14 protein-coding genes are annotated in these 17,533 nt (G+C 69.2%); 3 read left to right on the forward strand and 11 right to left on the reverse strand.

Features of this window, described 5'->3' with window-relative positions; genetic code table 11:
* Positions 1-77: 77 nt before the first annotated feature.
* Complete coding sequence (locus ACTWLT_RS09640) at positions 78-380, forward strand: metal-sensitive transcriptional regulator (RefSeq protein WP_269683478.1); 303 nt, start codon at positions 78-80, stop codon at positions 378-380.
* A gap of 574 nt (positions 381-954) precedes the next feature.
* Here the strand turns inward: ACTWLT_RS09640 and ACTWLT_RS09645 are convergent.
* The 8 genes from ACTWLT_RS09645 to ACTWLT_RS09680 form a co-directional block, all read right to left on the reverse strand.
* A complete protein-coding gene (locus tag ACTWLT_RS09645; protein WP_445318003.1) occupies positions 955-2,382 on the reverse strand; it encodes an MFS transporter in 1,428 nt (475 codons plus the stop codon).
* A 547-nt stretch (positions 2,383-2,929) separates the two neighbouring features.
* Entirely contained in the window at positions 2,930-4,303 is a 1,374-nt protein-coding gene (locus ACTWLT_RS09650) for a C40 family peptidase (protein WP_445318004.1), read from the reverse strand.
* A 644-nt stretch (positions 4,304-4,947) separates the two neighbouring features.
* On the reverse strand, positions 4,948-5,868 hold the full coding sequence (locus ACTWLT_RS09655; protein WP_445318005.1) for a M56 family metallopeptidase: 921 nt from the start codon (positions 5,866-5,868) through the stop codon (positions 4,948-4,950).
* Positions 5,865-6,230 carry a BlaI/MecI/CopY family transcriptional regulator gene (locus ACTWLT_RS09660; RefSeq protein WP_445318006.1) on the reverse strand — a complete coding sequence of 122 codons (366 nt, stop codon included), beginning with the start codon at positions 6,228-6,230 and terminating at the stop codon, positions 5,865-5,867. The genes ACTWLT_RS09655 and ACTWLT_RS09660 overlap by 4 nt, the downstream gene beginning before the upstream one ends.
* A gap of 141 nt (positions 6,231-6,371) precedes the next feature.
* Entirely contained in the window at positions 6,372-7,040 is a 669-nt protein-coding gene (locus ACTWLT_RS09665; protein ID WP_445318007.1) for a C39 family peptidase, read from the reverse strand.
* A 313-nt stretch (positions 7,041-7,353) separates the two neighbouring features.
* The gene (locus tag ACTWLT_RS09670; protein ID WP_445318045.1) at positions 7,354-7,995 is read right to left on the reverse strand and encodes a DUF305 domain-containing protein; all 642 of its coding nucleotides are present in this window, start codon (positions 7,993-7,995) and stop codon (positions 7,354-7,356) included.
* Between the two features lie 75 nt (positions 7,996-8,070).
* The gene (locus ACTWLT_RS09675) at positions 8,071-8,520 is read right to left on the reverse strand and encodes a hypothetical protein (RefSeq protein WP_445318008.1); all 450 of its coding nucleotides are present in this window, start codon (positions 8,518-8,520) and stop codon (positions 8,071-8,073) included.
* A gap of 104 nt (positions 8,521-8,624) precedes the next feature.
* Positions 8,625-9,077 (reverse strand): DUF2752 domain-containing protein, encoded by a 453-nt coding sequence (locus ACTWLT_RS09680; protein ID WP_445318009.1) that lies wholly within the window; start codon positions 9,075-9,077, stop codon positions 8,625-8,627.
* Positions 9,078-9,283: 206 nt separating this feature from the next.
* Between ACTWLT_RS09680 and ACTWLT_RS09685 the strand changes: the two genes are divergently transcribed.
* Positions 9,284-10,129 carry a F510_1955 family glycosylhydrolase gene (locus tag ACTWLT_RS09685; RefSeq protein ID WP_445318010.1) on the forward strand — a complete coding sequence of 282 codons (846 nt, stop codon included), beginning with the start codon at positions 9,284-9,286 and terminating at the stop codon, positions 10,127-10,129.
* An 82-nt stretch (positions 10,130-10,211) separates the two neighbouring features.
* Here the strand turns inward: ACTWLT_RS09685 and ACTWLT_RS09690 are convergent, their stop codons facing one another.
* A complete protein-coding gene (locus ACTWLT_RS09690; RefSeq protein ID WP_445318011.1) occupies positions 10,212-12,419 on the reverse strand; it encodes a heavy metal translocating P-type ATPase in 2,208 nt (735 codons plus the stop codon).
* 470 nt (positions 12,420-12,889) lie between these two features.
* On the opposite strand from ACTWLT_RS09690, the gene ACTWLT_RS09695 reads away from it, so the two are divergent.
* Positions 12,890-14,464: a multicopper oxidase family protein gene (locus ACTWLT_RS09695; protein ID WP_445318012.1), complete on the forward strand. Its 1,575-nt coding sequence runs from the start codon at positions 12,890-12,892 to the stop codon at positions 14,462-14,464.
* A gap of 155 nt (positions 14,465-14,619) precedes the next feature.
* Here the strand turns inward: ACTWLT_RS09695 and ACTWLT_RS09700 are convergent, their stop codons facing one another.
* Both ACTWLT_RS09700 and ACTWLT_RS09705 read right to left on the reverse strand, forming a co-directional pair.
* Positions 14,620-16,038, reverse strand: coding sequence for an NADH-quinone oxidoreductase subunit N (locus ACTWLT_RS09700; protein ID WP_445318013.1), 1,419 nt, complete (start codon positions 16,036-16,038; stop codon positions 14,620-14,622).
* A gap of 3 nt (positions 16,039-16,041) precedes the next feature.
* On the reverse strand, positions 16,042-17,532 hold the full coding sequence (locus tag ACTWLT_RS09705) for a complex I subunit 4 family protein (RefSeq protein WP_445318014.1): 1,491 nt from the start codon (positions 17,530-17,532) through the stop codon (positions 16,042-16,044).
* Position 17,533 lies beyond the last annotated feature (1 nt).

Genomic DNA, 17,533 nt, shown 5'->3' on the forward strand with positions numbered 1-17,533 from the left:
GCGTTCCACATACGGGGAGGGGGTATCCGTCCCGACGACCGTAGCATACCCCCAAGGGGTACGCTATCCTTGGCTGTATGACCACACCCACGCCGACCCCGACCCGGGGATACACCGCCAGCAAGGACCAGTTGCTCGCGCGGCTGCGCCGCGTCGAGGGCCAGGTCCGGGGCATCGAGAAAATGGTCGACGACGACCGCTACTGCATCGACGTGCTCACCCAGATCTCCGCGATCCAGGCCGCGCTGGACAAGGTGGCGCTGGGGCTGCTCGACGGCCACGCCCGGCACTGCATGCACGAGGGGGCGGCTGAGGGCCGCGCCGACGAGATGGCCAGTGAGATGATGGCCGCCGTCGGCCGGCTGATGAAGCGCGGCTGATCGAGGCCAGACCGTCGGCCTCACCTGCCCTGAGTGACCGGCCGCCGCCGCGCCGACGGGGCGGTCTTGTGCAGGAAGGCGGACAGCGGACAGATGCCGCAACCGGCATCTGTCGCCGCTGCTCGTTGTAGAGGGTGTCTTCCCCGGGTCGCTTGGAGCCGGGCATGCAATCGGGCCCACGACCGCACCGGGCACGTCCTGGCGCATTCCGAGACACCGCGTCGATCGTCAAGTCAGGCGAGGCAGTGCGGGTACGTCTGAGCAATCGCACCTCAACGCCCTGCCCGGAAGACATCAGATGCTGCGGCAGGGCGGATGTCGAGTAGAGCCAGCTTGCCAAACGGTGCACTGCACACACTGGGGCGCCGGCCGTAAAGGCCGGCGCCCCAGCACTGTGATCAGACGGCAGGACGAGGACGGCATTGCCCTCTGGTCTTGTCATTCACGGCGACGGCGCCGTTGGCGGTGCTGGCGTTCGTCGCGTAGTCGTAGGTGATCTGAATCGGGGCCGAAGGTTGCACATAGCTGTCTCTTTCAAGGCTGGGTCGATCGCGGTGGGTGCCACAGCGAGCCGTCAGTGGACCCGGGCGGCTTCAGCGTCAGCGATGTTCTGCGGACGGGGCGCGGCGGTTCGTAGGGTGATCGCGGCGATGCCAGCTCCGACGGCGGCGATGACGCCGGCGCCGATGAAGGCGGCCGAGTAGCCGTCGGTCAAGGCCGTCAGATCATCCAGCCGGTCGGCCCCGTGAGACGCGGCGACCGCGGTCATGGCGGCCAACCCGAGGGCCGAGCCGACCTGGTAGCTGGTGTTGACGATGCCGGAGGCCAGCCCGCCTTCCTCGGGCCGAGCGCTGGAAATCGCCGTGCCCAGGGATGGAATGAAGGCGAGCGACATGCCCAGCGCCGCGACAAGTGACGCGGGCAGGACGTCGGCGAGGAACGTGCCGTCGGGACGGATCAGGGCGAGCCATCCGAGGCCGGCGGCGAGGACCGCGAGGCCGGTCACCACCAGGGGCTTGGGGCCAAACCGGTTGATGGCGCGCGGAGCCAGGCCGATCATTCCGACCATGATGAGGATGGTCATTGGCAGCAGCGCCGCTCCGCTGGGGAAGGCGCTGTAGCCGAGGACCTGCTGCAGGTACAGGTTGAGGTAGAACCACATCGGAATCCACGCCGCGCCGAGCAGCAACTGGGCGACGTTGGCGGCGGCGAGATTCGGGGCGCGGAAGATGGATAGCCGCATCAGCGGCTCACGACGGGCCGCCTGGATGGCGAGGAACGCCGCCAGCGCGACGACGGCGCCCGCGAGGACCGTCCACGTCTGGGCAGAGGTCCAGCCGACTTCGGGAGCGCGAACGATGGCGTAGACGGCGGCGCCGAGACCGGCGGTGACGGTGAGCGCCCCGGCGATGTCGAGGGAGCCGCGGCGGGCGCCGCCGGCCGGCATCAGCGCCGGGGTGGCGAGGACGGCGAGCAGGGCGATCGGGATGTTGATGTAGAACACCCAGGGCCAGCTCACGTACTCGGTGATGACGCCGCCGAGGAAGACGCCGGCGGTGCCACCGGCGGGTGCGGCGGCCCCGTAGAGAGCCAGGGCTTTGGTGAGTTCTCGCGGCTCGGCGCCGAAGAGCATCATCAGCAGGGTCAGCGCTGAGGGTGCGATGAGGGCGGCGCCAGCGCCCTGGGTGGCGCGGGCGGCCAGCTCCACAGCGACGCTGTCGGCCAGACCTGCGGCGGCTGAGCCGACCAGGAGGATCACCCAGCCGGCGGTGAACACGCGTCGGGCGCCGAACAGGTCGGACAGCCGGCCACCGAGCAGCAGAAGCCCGCCGAAGGCGACGACGTAGGCGTTGAAAACCCAGGACAGGTCTTCCGGCGAGAAGCCGAGATCGGCCTGCATCCGAGGTAGTGCGACGCCGATGATCGATGTGTCCATGATGACCATGAACTGGGCGAGCGCGATGAGGCCGAGGGCCCACCACCGCTTGGATCCGTATGACATCTCAACCACTCCTTATGCCCCTAGGGGGTATGGGTAAGTGGTAGATGTGTACCCCCGGGGGGTATCAGATGTCAAGTGATCGGCGTCTGCAGCTCTCGAACAGGGCCTTTTCGTGGTGCACACGCCCGGGACTGTCGCATTCGTCCACTCCGGAAGGCGGCTAATGACGGACCGACCGGTACTGGGGCGGATGGGGCGAGACACCACCGCAGGTTCGGCGCATCGCGGTTGGTTGAGCGCTCGTCCCCCGGCCGGCAACGTAGCGACCGCTGCCGTGGCCCGAGGGGTGGGCCAAGGGATGAGGACCTGTGCAGTCACCTCATCCGACGAGGGCGGCTTCCTCCACGCCGATGGCTCAGTTCGGCCCGCAGTTGCAGACGTGGCTGACCCCATCCCCGGGATGAGCAGCCTGGCGGGTGCACGCACCCGCCAGGCATGGGCCGTCCGAGCCCTTCAGTCACTGCGCCCGACGCTGCCGCAAGCTATGCCCTCGGGCGGCAAGAGGTGAGGAGGCGCTGCCGGCGGGCCGAATCTTCGTGAGCATGGATCACGATGGGGACGGAGTCGCCGTGATTGAACCGTTGGTCTGCGTAGGGCTCGGTGTGCTGGTGGTGGTGGCGCTGGGGGTGGTTGTGGGGCTGGGTGTCTCCGTTGGACCGGGCTTGGTGTTTGTGGGAGTGGGCCTCGGCGTCGTGCTCGAGGTCGGGCGTGGGGTGGGTGTGGGGGTGGGAGTGGGAGTGGGTCGTGGGGTTGGTGGCTTGGATTGCGTGGGCTTGGGAGTGGGCTGGACGGGGGGCGCGTTGGGGGCCGGCACCTCCTGGATGACCCTGGTGGCGGCGAAGAACCGTGACCACCAAACGCTAGAGACCTTGACGACGTCACCGGTGGTCGGCGCCTGAACCATCTTGCCGTTGCCGATGTACATTCCCATGTGGTGAATGCTGCTCCAACTGGTACTGGAGGCGAAGAAGACCAAATCACCGGGGAGCAGCGAGTTGCGGTCGACGGTGCGGCTGCGAGTGGCGTTGTACTGGTCGCGTGATACCCGGGGCAGCTGGTCGTAGTCGGCGCCCTTCGAGCGGTAGGCGGCCCAGATCAGTCCGGAGCAGTCGTATCGATTCGGGCCTTCGGCGGCCCACTCGTAGGGCTTGCCAAGCTGGGCGAGGGCGAACCGCACGGCGGCCAGGGCCCGCGGGTGCGCCGCCTTCCCGGCGATGCTGCCACTTACGGTGATGTCAGCGCCGAGGCGCTGCTCGGCGGCTTCGCGTTGCCGCTCGATCGTGGCCAACTGGTCAGCGTTGCGTCGTTTCAGCGTGAGCAACGCCGCTTCACGTTGCTTGTAGGTCGTCTCCAAGGAGGCGTATCGGCGACGGGCTGCCTCTTCTGCCGCGACTGCCGCGCGGTGACGGGTGTAGGCCACCTGTTCGACGGCCTGCGCTTGTCGTAGTTCACGGGCGGCGTCGTCGATATCGCCGTCGTCCTGCTGTCCGCGGTAGGCGCGTGCCAGGTCGCCCAGTTCATTGAGGTCGGCGCCGACGGTGCCGGGTGGCACCGCGGCGGCTCGTTTGAGGGCGTCGGCGGCAGCGGGCACGACGCTCTGCTGTGCCTGCTGAAGACCGTCGCGCGCCGCGCGTAGCTGCCGTTCGGAATCCTGCAGGGAGAGGCTCTCGCGTGTCTGGTCCTGCCGGAGCAGAAGCAGTTGCTCGCCGAGGGTCGCTACCTCGGTCTCCAGTGCCAGGATCTGCCCTGCGAGCGGATTCGCCGGCGGCGGGGCGGTTGGACCGCCGGGGGCCGGCGCTGTCGGGGCTTGGCCGCCAGGCAGTTGAACAGATCCAGCGGGTGATGGTCGCGTTCCCGTGTCGGGCACGACGTTGGGCAGTGGCGGATCGGCGTGCACCGGGCTGGCGAACGTCACCGTCACCGCGGCGGCCAGTAGAGCGGACCATGCGACCGGACGTAGGACTGCCAAGCTCTCCTCGTAACGCCTGGAGCGCTTAGACCCGTTACTCATCGATCTCGCTCCCCGCCCGGAGCACGCGCCACATCAACTACAGCGGCGACATGTGTCCGGAGCCTGTCGTCAAGCAGTAACGCAACGACAATAGCGGGTATCTACGATGCGCCGATAGTAGAAAAGGTCGGGCAAGGAACGGGTGCCGCTGATCAGTGGGAGCGGGGGTCCGCATCGGACTGACGAGCGCTTGACCGGTCAACAGGGTGCGGCAGGGACGAACGTTGCCACAATCGCTGGCTCCAACGGTGACAGCCACCGTCGGGGGGCGGCGACCGTCACCGGGCTACGGATTCGTGGGAGATGGCCAGCAGGTGCCGCAGGTGAGGGTCATCCCGGTCGTCGCGATGGCCAAGAAAAGCGGTGGGGCCACCTCTAGGTCGGTCATCAGCGCCGGGGCCCGGACACGCTTGTGTGACAGCACGTCTGGGCGGTCGGTGGTTCTGCGGCGTTCTGTCGATCCGCCGTTGAGGGACCGATCGCCGTGGGCCAGGGACGGCGGCGATGGACACCGGCTGCTTAGGGACGGGCGGACGCTGGCCGCCTGACTGGATTCAGGCGCAGAAGACGACAGCGGTGATGGCACCGATCAGTGGCGGCGCGATTGCCGCGACCAGCGGAAGAACGACACGAGCCGCGATCCGCTGGTGCGGTGTGGCTGTCTGCAGGCGGTGCAACCGCGTCGGCACGTCAGCTCCGGCCATGGGCAGGGCGTGCGCGGGGTGAGCGGCACCGCTAAGGGCGATCAGCGCTCCGCGGACCGCAGGCACGCCACACGTGCGCACGGCAGCCGCGTCGGCGCACAGCTCGACTAGGAGCCGCATGGCGCGAGGCGCGCGGCGGGTCAGTGGTACCCACGGTGCGGCCGCAGCGAGGACCTCCGCGATGGCCACGATCAGATGGTGCCGGCCGCGTAGGTGCGCCCGCTCGTGACACAGCACGGCCGCGCGCTGCGCCGGCGGTAGGCGTAGGACGCCCGCACTGACAACGAGCATTCCTCGGCGGCCGCCGACGCTGTAGGCCAGCGGTGCGGGGTGCGGCACCCGCAGCACCGGTTCCTGTTCTGGTGTAACGGTTTCGCCGAGGAGCGTCACCAGGTCGTGGTGCGCTTGGCGGGACTCGCGCTGGGCACGCCACTGCCGAAACGCCAGGACCACTGATCGTGTGGCCAGCGCGAAGACCGCCACCGCGCCGGCCACACCGAGGACTTCGTCCTGGGCGGGCAGCTGGCCATGGCTGACCGCGAACCAGCAGTGGTGTGCCACATGCTCCGCCCACTCCCCGAGACGGTCGACCGGTGCGAGCAGCAAGGTGACGCCGGCGGCGAAGGTCAGCAGCACGGCGGCCAGGGTGCCCCACCAGGCGAGCAGCACCGCGATCGGATCGCGGACCGGGCCGATGGCTCGTTCCAGCAGCGCTGGTGCGAGCCAGGCCACGGCGAGCGCCCCGACGATGAGGGCGAGGGCGGGGCTCACTGGGAGTCTGTCCGTTCGTCAAGTACCTGCCGCAGCACCGCCAGTTCCCGATCGGAGGCCGAGCGAGCGAAGTGCAGCAGCACCACATCCGGTTGGAGGCTGGTCTCCAGCATGCGCCGCAGCGTCCGGGCGACGAGTTCCTCCCTGGTGCCGGCGGGCCGGTAGTGATAGGCCTTGCCGGTCTTGTCGCGCTGCACCCACTGTTTGCGGTGCAGGTTGTCCAGCACCGTCATGACGGTCGTGTAGGCCAAGGTGCGTCCGGTCAGTCGATCCAGCACCTCACGTACGCGCAGGGGCTCGTCCGCCTGCCACAGCACATCCATGACGGCGGCCTCCAGCTCACCTAGACCGTTCACCGACACACCGCCTCCCACATTTCCGCCAGCCTACGCTGGGCCGGCGTCGCCGTGACGCAGTCTGCGGGTAGCGCGGCGTCAGGGCGAACGCGGCGGTCCCTGATTTTTGTGCTTCAGGGACCGCCGTGTGTTGCTCAACTGCTGATGTCAGGCGGAGTAGCCGCGCGAAGCAGCCCACTCGGCCAGTTCGCCGACCGACATCCAGTAGGTGCCGTCGCCCACCGGCTGCCACGGGTCGGCGATTTTCACCTGGTCGCCGTCGTAGGCCACGACGGTCACGTAGTGCCCGACAGGAAAGTCGCGCGACAGCCCGTTGACGTCGGTGCCGGATCCGATGACGTTGACCACGGCAACGCGGTCGTTGTCGATCGCGGTGCTCAGGTCAGCCTTGAGGCGCTGCACCTCGTCTGCGGTGGCTGTGTCGTTGGGGATCTCGCCGGTCTTGTAGACGTCCTTGCCAAGTTCCTGATTGAGGACACGGGTGATGTCGAACGCCGAGGCCGTCCCGGCGATGGTGGTGCCTAGCTTGGCCGCCAGTTCGTCCTGGCTCTGCATCTTGCCTTGGGCACTGAGCGCGATGCGGGTCGACGCCGGGCCGCAGAAGTAGATGTTCGGCTGCTCCTGGAAGCGGTAGTCGACGCGTTTGTCCGACTGCTTTTCTGCCATCTGCACGGCAGGCACCTGCGTCGGCGCGGCGAGCGCACTGGTCGCCGGTGCGGCGACGCCGGCGGCGACGAGTGCCACTCCGGCCACTACGCGCGCGCTCTTGCGAGCGACTGCGGTACGAGCCGCGGTCCATTGCCTGAGCGTGTTCATCGCTGTCACCTTTTCTCGGGGTGACCAGACCGATGTCGGGCTGGCATCACGGGGACGCGCCATCTGGCCTGCAAGGGCCGGATACGGCGAACGCCGGGGCGTGCTGCTCCGGCGTACATCGGCGCAACCGGCGGCGGTCCGCCCGCATTCCGCGTTCGTGGCAGGGGAAGGCTGCGGCGACGTGCAGGGGGCAGTACGGGACTGGACAGTTGTCGCAGTCTGGGCGATACGGCGGGTCGTCACCGGCGCCAGGTGTGGTGGTCCACACGGCGGCGGCCGGACCCGATGGGGTCCGGCCGCCGTCCTTTCGTGGCTACAGGCGGTCGAGGATCTTCTGCAGGGTCTGCACCTCTGCGGCTTGGTCCGCTTCGATCTGCGCGGCGAGGGCCTTGGCCTCCGGATTGCTGCCGTTGGCCTGCTCGGTCTTGGCCATCTCGATGGCGCCGTTGTGGTGGGCGATCATCATTTGGGAGAACATCTTGTCGAACTCGCTGCCCTTGGCGGCCTTGAGCTCGTTCATCTGCCCGTCGTTGGCCATGCCCGCCATCGCGGACGTGCCGGACGAGCTCGTGCCGTGCATGTCGTGCCCCTCGGGCGCGGCGGTGGGCTTGCCCCACGCGGTCAGCCAGCCCGTCATCGTCACGATCTCCGGGTCCTGCGCGGCCTTGATCTTCGCCGCGAGGTCCTTCACCTCAGGATCGTTGGCGCGGGTCGGCGCCAGATCGGCCATCTCGACGGCCTGACGGTGGTGCGGGATCATCATCTGGGCGAACATGACGTCGGCGTCGTTGGCGGTGGTGGCGGCCTGTGCCGACGCGGAAGCCGTGACCGTTGGGCTGTTGCCGCTGCCGTGGTCCATGCCGCTCATGTCGTCGCCGCATGCCGCGGTGCTCGCGAGGAGAGCGGACAGGGTGACGCCGGTCAGCAGGGCGCGACGCATCACGATCGTGCGCATCATGGTAAAGGAATGCCTTTCAGGTTGTTGGTGTGCGAATAAGGATTCGACGGCCGGTTTGACCGAGGGCGTTTCCTATATCCGCAGCACCGACACCGCGGCGACGCGCAGGCCGAGCAACAGTGCGGGCGGGCTGCGCCCGCCGCCGTGAACTGCGAGATGCGTGCGCCCATCACAGCGTTCGCGGTGGGATCGCACACGCAGTAGCGCCAGTCCGATGGCCAGTCCGAATGCGCCGACCACAGCCAGGCAGACAGTAAAGAGGCCCAGATCGGGGCTGCCGCTAGAGCGCGGCTCGCGGATCTGGGCAATCAGAGCCCGGTGGCCGGAGTCGTCCTGAACAGGGCCGCTGAGCCTGTCGTGCGGCATGACCGCCGCGGTGGCGTCGCGGCCGCTCGACGTGTGCCCGCCGCCGCCGTGGCCGAAGGTGTGCATTCCGGCGACACCGAGCGCCAGGAGGACGAGCAGCAGCACCCGCGGCAGGCTGATGAGCCTGCCGCGGCGCTGGCGGCCGGTCCTGTTCATACGAATCCAGGATAGTAGGTGGCATATGGGGCGACCAGTCGCGCTGAAGGAAAGCGGGTGCGTGACGGCGACTTGTTGGTCATGGGGGTTTCGAGGGGCGGGTCTCACGGCGTGAGGTTGGGGACGTTGAACCAGGAGAACGGCGCCCACGGCATGTTGCGCAGCACGGTGGTGTAGAGCAGGAAGCCGGCGATGTAGGCCCCGTAGACCCAGGTTGGCAGGCGTAGCGCGGGCAGTTCACGTCCGAGCCAGGCCGAGGCGACGAACCGGACGCCGAGGTAGGCCACGAACGGCACTGCTACCAGCGCGGCCAGGTGGTGGCGCGCGGCCTGAGTGAGATCGCCGTGCAGGAGGTAATAGACCATGCGGGTGCCGCCGCAGCCGGGGCCATTGATGCCCGTGAGGGAGTGCCACAGGCACGGACCGGTCGGGTCGGCGAGCCGGTCGGTGGGATCGAAGCGCAGCACGAACGCCGCCGCCGCGGCCAGTACCGCAACCACCGCCACTGAGGCTGCACGCCGCATCGTCCGGTCAGGTGCTGCCGTGACCTGACGCACCGGTAGCCTCCTCGCCGCGCCATCCGACAGGCGCCCACCCGAGCATCGCTGCCACGCCCGCAGCGTGACGCTCCCGACGCTACTACTATCGGGCAATAGTAGATGGCTTACGATCGGGGGGCAGCTGCGGGATCGACTTGCGTTGCCGCCGCGGATCATCGGATCGAGGTAAGGGAGCGGCTGTGGCCCTCAAGGGGCAGAATCGGATGGCGTGGATTGGCGTCGCGGTCGGCGTCCTCCTGCTCGTCACAGCCGTGGCCACCGCGGTTGGTTGGCGTGACGAATCCGCCCCGTTGACCGCCTCGACGGCGACCGACGGCCGGCTCAGCCATGTGCACGGACTTGGCGTGAACCCCGCCGATGGGCAACTGTATGTGGCCACCCACCACGGAGTATTCCGCCTTTCCGGCATGGCGGCGGACCGGGTCGGGGACGGCCGACAGGACACCATGGGCTTCACGGTGACCGGCCCTAACGAGTTCCTCGCCTCCGGTCACCCAGCCCCGGACGAGGACGGGCCGGCGCACCTGGGGCTGATCCACAGCAATGACGCCGGCCGCTCCTGGCAGGGTCTCTCCCTTGCCGGGCAGGCCGACTTTCACCTGCTGCGCTTCTCCGGCGGCGTGGTGTACGGCCTCGATTCGAGCAGCGGCGCCCTGATGGCCAGCAGTGACCGGATGACCTGGGAGTCGCGCTCCACGCTCGAGGCCTACGACCTGGCCGTCGACCCGCACCGCCCGGGAACCCTGCTGGCCAGCACCGACCAGGGCCTGCGTCGCTCAACCGACGGCGGCCGCACCTGGACGCCGGCCGGCGGTCCGCCTGCGGTGTTGCTGCACTGGTCCCCGCGGGAGCTGGTGGCGATCACGGCGGACGGGACGCTGGTGCGCTCCGTCGACGCAGCGGCGACCTGGTCGTCCACCCCTGGCCGGGCACCAGGCGCCCCGGCTGCTCTAACCGTGCACGGGAACGTGACCTTCCTGGCCACCCGGGACGGCCGGGTGCTGCGCAGCCCCGACGCGGGCGTGACGTGGCAGTCGATGCTGCCCTGAGCCGGGCCCAGACGGCTTGCAGTCGCCGTTGTGCCGGCGGCCCGGTCGGATAGCTCCGATCGGGCCGCCGTTTCTGCCTGAGTCAGTGCTGCCCGGGGCTGAGCTTGACCCGGCGCAGCAGCTGCGCGTTCAGCGCCACCACGATGGTGGAGACGGACATCAGCACCGCTCCCACCGCCGGGCTGAGCGTGACCCCGGCCCAGGCCAGCGCGCCAGCCGCGAGGGGAATGGCCACGACGTTGTACCCGGCGGCCCAGGCCAGGTTCTGGGTCATCTTGCGGTACGACGCCCGGGACAACCGGATCACGCCGGTGACACCACGTGGGTCCGAGGATGCCAGGATCACCCCGGCGGACTCGATCGCGACGTCCGTGCCGGCACCGATGGCCAGGCCCACGTCGGCGCGGGCCAGAGCGGGAGCGTCGTTGACGCCGTCGCCGACCATCGCCACGGTCAGACCTCGGGCCTGCAGGTCAGCGACCGCCTGGTCCTTGTCGGCGGGCAGCACCTCGGCGAACACCTCGTCCACCCCGGGCCGGAAGCCCAGGTCGGCGGCGACCGCCTCGGCGACCGAGCGTGCATCTCCGGTGATCATGACGATTTTCTTGACGCCCTGTTCGCGTAGCTCGGCGATGGCCTCGCGAGCCTCGGGACGGACCTCGTCCTCGAGGGCGAACGCGCCGACCGCGGTCGCCTGACCGGCCTGCGGCAGGCGGACCAGGTGCAGCACCGCCGCGCCGCGTGCCGACCAACCTTGCGCTGCGCTGGCCAGCTCGTCAGGAACCGCGGCGCCAAGCTCCCGCAGTAGAGCTGGGCCGCCCACCGCCCAAGTGGCGTCGTCGACGACAGCTTGAACTCCTCTACCGGTCAGGGATCGGAAGTCGCGGGCGCTCGCCCGCAGCCCGCGGTCCTGCGCGACCTTCACCAGCGCCTTGGCGAGGGGGTGTTCGCTGTCCGCCTCGACCGCGCCGGCGATGCGCAACACGTCGTTCTCGTTGACGCCGCTGGCTGCGGCGGTCGCGGTGACGGTGTGCGCGCCCTTTGTCAGGGTGCCGGTCTTATCGAACAGCACCGCGTCGACGGTGCGCATCCGCTCCAAGGCGAGGCGGTCCTTGATCAGGATGCCGGCCTTCGCCGACACCGCGGTGGACAGTGCGATCACCAGCGGGATGGCCAGCCCGAGGGCGTGGGGGCAGGCGATGACCAGGACCGTCACCGTCCGCACCACGGACTCGTCGAGATCACCCAGCGCCCACCACGAAGCGAAGGTGACCAGCGCGGCGGCGGTGGCGACGTAGAACAGCATCGCGGCGAACCGGTCAGCCAGCACCTGCGCCCGGCCGCTGGAGGCCTGCGCCTGCGCCACGAGGCGACCGATGCCGGCCAGTGCGGTGTCTTCCCCTACCGCGTCGACCCGGACCCGTAGCGCGGAGTCGGTCGCCACCGTACCGGCCACGACCCGGTCCCCGACGCCCCGTGGAACCGGCCGGGACTCCCCCGTGATCATCGACTCGTCCAATTCCGCGGCCCCATCGACGATCCGGCCGTCGGCCGGCACCCGGGCACCAGAGCGAACCAATACCACGTCGGCGACCCTCAGCTCGGACACCGGTACCCGATGCACGGTGCGGTCGTCATCGATGCGCTCGGCGTCGTCGGGCAGCAGCGCTGCCAGCGCGGCGAGGGCGCCCTGTGCATGGCCGATCGCCTTCATCTCCTGCCAGTGGCCCAGCAGCATGATGGCGACCAGCGCGGCCAGCTCCCACCAGAAGTCCAAATCGAACGCGCCGAGGCTGGTGGCCAGCGACGCGATGTAGGCCACCGTGATCGCCATCGAGATCAGCAGCATCATTCCGGGAGCCCGCTCACGGACCTCGCGGACGCCGCCGACCAGGAAGGGCCAGCCTCCATAGAAGAAGACGACCGACCCCAGAACCGGGCCAACCCAGCTCATGCCGGGGAAGTCGAGCGTGTAGCCGAACCAGTCCATCACCATGTGGCTGGTGGCCACGATCGGAACCGTCAGCGCGAGGCTCAGCCAGAACTTGCGCCGAAACTGCTCCGGGTCGTGCCCCGCGTGCTTGTCATGACCCGCGTGCCCCCCAGAGGGTCCGTGCCCCGCATGGTCGTGGTGCCCGCCCTTGTGGCTGTCCGTGGGTCGGGCACTGCCGGCATGCCCGCCGTGCGATCCGCTCGTGGGTTGCTCGCCCACATGCACCTGATGTCCGTCGTGTCGCGCCTCAGCGGGGATAACCGTCGGTTCGGCGTGGGTCGTGTGTTCGTGTCTCATGCCGTCCACCTCCAACCGGCACCATATACCCCCTAGGGGTATCCTGCAACCAGCCGTGCGGCGAAGAGCCACTACCTGCGGCGATACAACTCCGCGCAGAGCGGCGGGACGCTGACACGTACCCATACCCAGGACCCGTATAAGGGCTGCAGCCCTTACCGACAGGCTCCTCGCGTATCGACGAATCAGGATGCAGCGAAGGAGATGCTCGGCCGAGCGAACACGGCAACAACAGGCCCACACTTAGGCATCTCTGCCATTTCGCCGGCCGTCGCCGCCGATCAAGGCACTAGCGCAGCAGGCCCCGCTTCAGACGGTGACGTCGGGCACCGAGACGGCAAATGGCACCCAAACAGGGCACGCATTGTGAAATTCCCCCATGTCCCGCGCCGCCACGGCGAAACTCGCACATGACACCACCGTCCAGGCCGGCGATCGCCCCGGCCGCCGTTCCGAGCCGAGGAGCTGTCATGACACCCGCGATCAGCCGCCGCCGGTTACTCATCGGATTGGCGGGCGCGGTGGGGGTGGCTGCAAGCACCGACACCGCTGCCTGGGCCGACGGCGCTGTCGGCCCTCCGCTCGTGACCGCGCGCGATGACCTGGTACCTCGTGTCGAGGTGGGCCGTCGCCGGCCGGGCGCGGGCACGGTGACCGCAACGCTGCATCCACGGCCGGTCACTGTCGACCTGGGCGGACCGCGGGTGCGGACCTGGGGCTACGCGGAAGACCTGCCTGGTCCGCTGATCAGGGCTCGCGCCGGTGACCTTATCCGGGTCGATGTGCTCAACGAACTGCCCGCCGACACCAGCGTTCACTGGCACGGCATCGCGCTGCGCAACGACATGGATGGCGTCCCCGGTCTCACCCAGGCGCCGATCCCCCGCAGAGGTCAGCACCGCTACGAGTTCATCGCCCCCGACCCGGGCACCTACTTCTACCACCCGCACTCCGGGCTGCAGCTGGACCGGGCGCTGTACGGGGTTCTCGTCGTTGACGACCCGCACGACACCGGCGGCTATGACCACGAGTGGATCGTCGTGCTCGACGATTGGGTCGACGGCACCGGCCGCACCCCGGAGGACGTGCTTACCGCGCTAACCGCGATGTCCGGCCACCGCGACATGCCGGAAATGGATCATGGCGGCGGCGGCGACACGCCCGGCCTGGGCGACGGCGCCATGGACGGCATGGGCCCCGGAGACATGAGCGGGCACGGGGACATGGCTGGGATGGAAACGATGACCTCGCCGCTGCTGGGCGGTGCCGGCGACGTTGCATACCCCCACTACCTGATCAACGGGCGGGTCCCCGCCGCACCGGTCACCTTCCGCGCCAGGCCGGGACAGCGGGTGCGGATCCGGGTGGTCAACGCCGGCTCCGACACGGCGTTCCGGGTGGCGCTGGGTGGGCATCGGATGACCGTGACGCACACTGACGGTTACCCGGTCATCCCGACGACGACCGACGCGCTCGTGCTCGGGATGGGCGAGCGGGTCGATGTCACAGTGGAACTCGCTGACGGGGTGTTCCCGCTGGTCGCCGCCGCCGAGGGGAAGCGTGGGCGAGGGCTTGCCCTGGTATCCACCTGCGCGGGCGACCCGTCCTCGGCAATGGACCGGCCGGTCGAACTGGACCGGCGTGTGCTCCTCACTCACACGCTGCGCGCCGCCGACAGCGTGGCACTGACTCGGCAGCGACCGGACCGGGTGCACCGGCTGGTGCTGGGCGGATCGATGACGCCCTACCGGTGGACGATCAGCGGCGTGACCTTTAACCACGCTGACCCGCTCCTGGTCGAGCGAGGCGAGCGGGTGCGGCTCGAATTCGTCAACCGCACCACGATGTTCCACCCCATGCACCTGCACGGGCACACCTTCGCCGTAACCGGCGGCGGAGCCCGCAAGGACACCGTCATCGTCACCCCGCACCGGACGGTCGCTGTGGACTTCGACGCCACGAACCCCGGTCAGTGGATGACCCACTGCCACAACGTGTACCACGGGCAGGCGGGCATGATGGCGAATCTGGCGTACCGACGGTGACGGCCCGTCCTGCCCACGATTGACGCCGAGCGCAGCCTCGTGCTCATGGCGGGGCCAATGAGAAGCCGCCTGATCCCGATCTTTCCGCCCGGCGCCAACCCATGGCCGCGGTCGTGGCGATTCTCGTCCGGGGACGGCTCCCCGCCGGCATGCCCCTATGGGCCGCTGACCACGGTCCACACCACTCCCCCGGCCAGACCGGCGGCAAGGCTGAGGGCGGCAGCCGTGACCGCGGTGAGCGGGGCCCACTGCCGTCGAGAGCGGGTCTCTCCTTGCGCGGACACGTCTCGTGGAGGCTGACGGTAGGTGGGGACAATCCAGCGCAGGTAGTAGAACAGGCTGAGCAGGGTGTTGATGAAGACGACGACGGCGAGCCAGCCGTGGCCGCCGTCCCAGGCGGCGGTGGCGGTGGTGAGCTTGCCGACGAACACGCCGGTGGGTGGGGTGCCAACCAGTCCGAGGAGCGCCACGACCAGGGCGGCGGCGAGCCATGGGCGCTGCATCGCCAGGCCTTGGTAATCGCCGAGGTCCCGACGTTCGGGCAGGGCAGCGGTGACGGCGAAGGCGGCGATGTTCGTCGCCGTGTAAGCGGTGAGGTAGACCAGCAGCGACGGCAGCGCCAGGTCACTGTTGCCAGCCACCACCACGGGCACGAGCACGAACCCGACCTGACTGACCGTCGACCAGCCGAGTAGCCGCCGCGGGTCGGCCTGCCAGTACGCCGCCAGGTTGCCCAGGGTCATACTCGCCACCGCGACGGTCGCGATCAACGCCGGCCAGGGCACCGCGTCGGGCAGGATGCCGACCAGGCGGTACACCGCGACCATCGCCCCGATCTTGGGCACCGTCGTCAGGAACGTCGCCGCTGTGGCGTTACCACCCTGCGCCGCGTCGGGCACCCAAAAATGGCCGGGCACCCCGCCGGCTTTGAACATCAGCCCGGCCACTAGCGTGACGGCCGCCCCGGTCACCGCCGCCGGTGGCACGTCAACCAGAGCTTTGGTGAGTTCGGCGTAGCCGGTACTACCGGTGAGTCCGGACAGGATCGTCACGCCGGTTAGGAGCAGGATGCCGAACAGCGCCCCCATGAGATATGTCTTCATCGCTGCCTCGGCGCCCCGGGCGGTGAACACGAGACCGATGAGCCCGTAGAGCGGGATGGTGGCGAGGAGGAAACCCGCGGCGAGGACGAGCAGATCGTCAGCACCGGCGAGCAGCACGGTTCCCGCGGCGCCGAAGAGCAGTAGCGCGCAGGTCTCGCTCTCCCGTGCCGTTCCGGCGATCTCGTCGGCGGCCAGCATGAGCACCAGCAGCGTCGCGGCCGAGGCGAGGATCCGGGCCACGCCGGTGGCGGTGTCGACGGTGTAACTGTCGTCGAAGGCGGTCCGTGCAGGCCCGGCCATCCCTATTGCGGCGGTGACGATGACCGCGAGGAGGACGCCGACGGTGAGGACCCGAATCATCCACTGCTGGTGTCGGGGGACGAACGAGCCACCGAGCAGAGCGGTGAGCGCTCCGACGACGAGCAGCATCTCGGGCAGCAGCAACAGCGGCCGCATCATCTCCGTCTCCACCGGCTACCTCCCGACGAGGTCGACGACGCTGGCGGCGGCGGGTTCGATGACGTCGAGCAGCGGACGCGGCAGAACGCCGAACAGCAGGGAGAGCAGCAGCAGAGGGCCGACCGACCACACCTCGGCGGGGTGCAGGTCGGTGAAGCCGACCGAATGGCCCTGGGTGTCGCCGGTGAAGACGCGTTGCAGCGCGCGCAGGAACAGCGCGGCGGTGATCAGGATGCCGAGGATCGCCACGGCGGTGGCTGGGGCGGCGGCGACGCTGCCGGTGAAGATCTGGAACTCGGCGATGAAGCCGGTGAACGCCGGCAAGCCCAGGGAGGCGAAGGCGCCAACGGCGAACAGCGCCGCGAAGCTCGGTGCTGTGGCGGCGAGTCCGCCGTACTCCCGCATGTCGTAGCTGGCGGCGCGGTCTCGTAGGACGCCGGTGAGCAGGAACAGCGCGGCGGTGATCAGGCCGTGGCTGACCATCTGAGTGACCGCGCCGGTCACCGCGATCGTCCGGGCCTGCGCAGTGTCGGTGGCCACCAGGCCCGCGACGCCGACGGCGAGGACGATGTAGCCCATGTGGTTGACCGACGTGTACGCGATCATGCGTTTGATGTTGGTCTGGGCCAGGGCGACGAGCGCCCCGTAGAGCACCGACACCACGCCAACGACGATGATCACCCAGGCCCAGGCGCGCCACGACTGGGACAACATCGGCATGGCGATGCGCACGAAGCCGTAGGTGCCCATCTTCAGCAGCACCCCGGCCAGCACCGCCGAGCCGACGGCGGGGGCGTCGGTGTGTGCCGGCGGCAGCCAGGTGTGGAAGGGAACCGTGGGAGTCTTCACCGCCAGGCCGACCAGGATCGCGGCGAGCACCAGCCCCCCGGCGAGGGGCCGCCCGGCCAACGGCGTGGCCGCGGCCAGCGCCGGCATGTCGAAGGTGTGCGGATCGGCGGCGACGTACAGGCCGATGAACCCGACGAGTAGCGCCAGCGAGCCGAGGAACGTGTAGAGGAAGAACTTCATCGCCGAGCGCCCCGGGTCGCCGTGGCCCCATCCGGCGATCACGAAGTACATGCCGACGATGGACAGGTCGAAGAAGACGAAGAAGAGGATCAGGTCGGCGGCGATGAACAGACCGAGGCTGACGCTCTGCAGGAAGAGGAACAGGGCGGCTTGCCCGCGCGGGCGGTGACGGTTGCGCAGCGCGTACACCGCGCAGGCCAGAAAGATCACCGCGGTCATCGCGACCAGCGGTAGGGACAGGCCGTCGACGCCCAGGTGATAGCTGCTGTTGACGCCGGGAATCCATGCCGCCTGCTCCTCAAACGCCAGGCCGCCGGGTGCCGGGGTGTCGTAGCGCAGCCAGAGCCCGACGATCAGCGCGAGGTCGACGGCGGTGACCGCCACCCACGCCCAGCGGGCGATCCGGTCGCTCAGCCGCGGGAGGACGGCCAGGATCAGACCGGCGACGAGGGGCAGGAAAATGATCACGCTGAGCAAG

This window comes from Micromonospora yongxingensis, from assembly GCF_052601155.1.

Coding starts and splice junctions, on each gene's coding strand:
- ACTWLT_RS09640 (WP_269683478.1), top strand. CDS start 78: ATGACCACACCCACGCCGACCCCGACCCGGGGATACACCGCCAGCAAG.
- ACTWLT_RS09645 (WP_445318003.1), bottom strand. CDS start 2,382: ATGTCATACGGATCCAAGCGGTGGTGGGCCCTCGGCCTCATCGCGCTC.
- ACTWLT_RS09665 (WP_445318007.1), bottom strand. CDS start 7,040: ATGAACACGCTCAGGCAATGGACCGCGGCTCGTACCGCAGTCGCTCGC.
- ACTWLT_RS09670 (WP_445318045.1), bottom strand. CDS start 7,995: ATGCGCACGATCGTGATGCGTCGCGCCCTGCTGACCGGCGTCACCCTG.
- ACTWLT_RS09675 (WP_445318008.1), bottom strand. CDS start 8,520: ATGAACAGGACCGGCCGCCAGCGCCGCGGCAGGCTCATCAGCCTGCCG.
- ACTWLT_RS09685 (WP_445318010.1), top strand. CDS start 9,284: ATGGCGTGGATTGGCGTCGCGGTCGGCGTCCTCCTGCTCGTCACAGCC.
- ACTWLT_RS09690 (WP_445318011.1), bottom strand. CDS start 12,419: ATGAGACACGAACACACGACCCACGCCGAACCGACGGTTATCCCCGCT.
- ACTWLT_RS09695 (WP_445318012.1), top strand. CDS start 12,890: ATGACACCCGCGATCAGCCGCCGCCGGTTACTCATCGGATTGGCGGGC.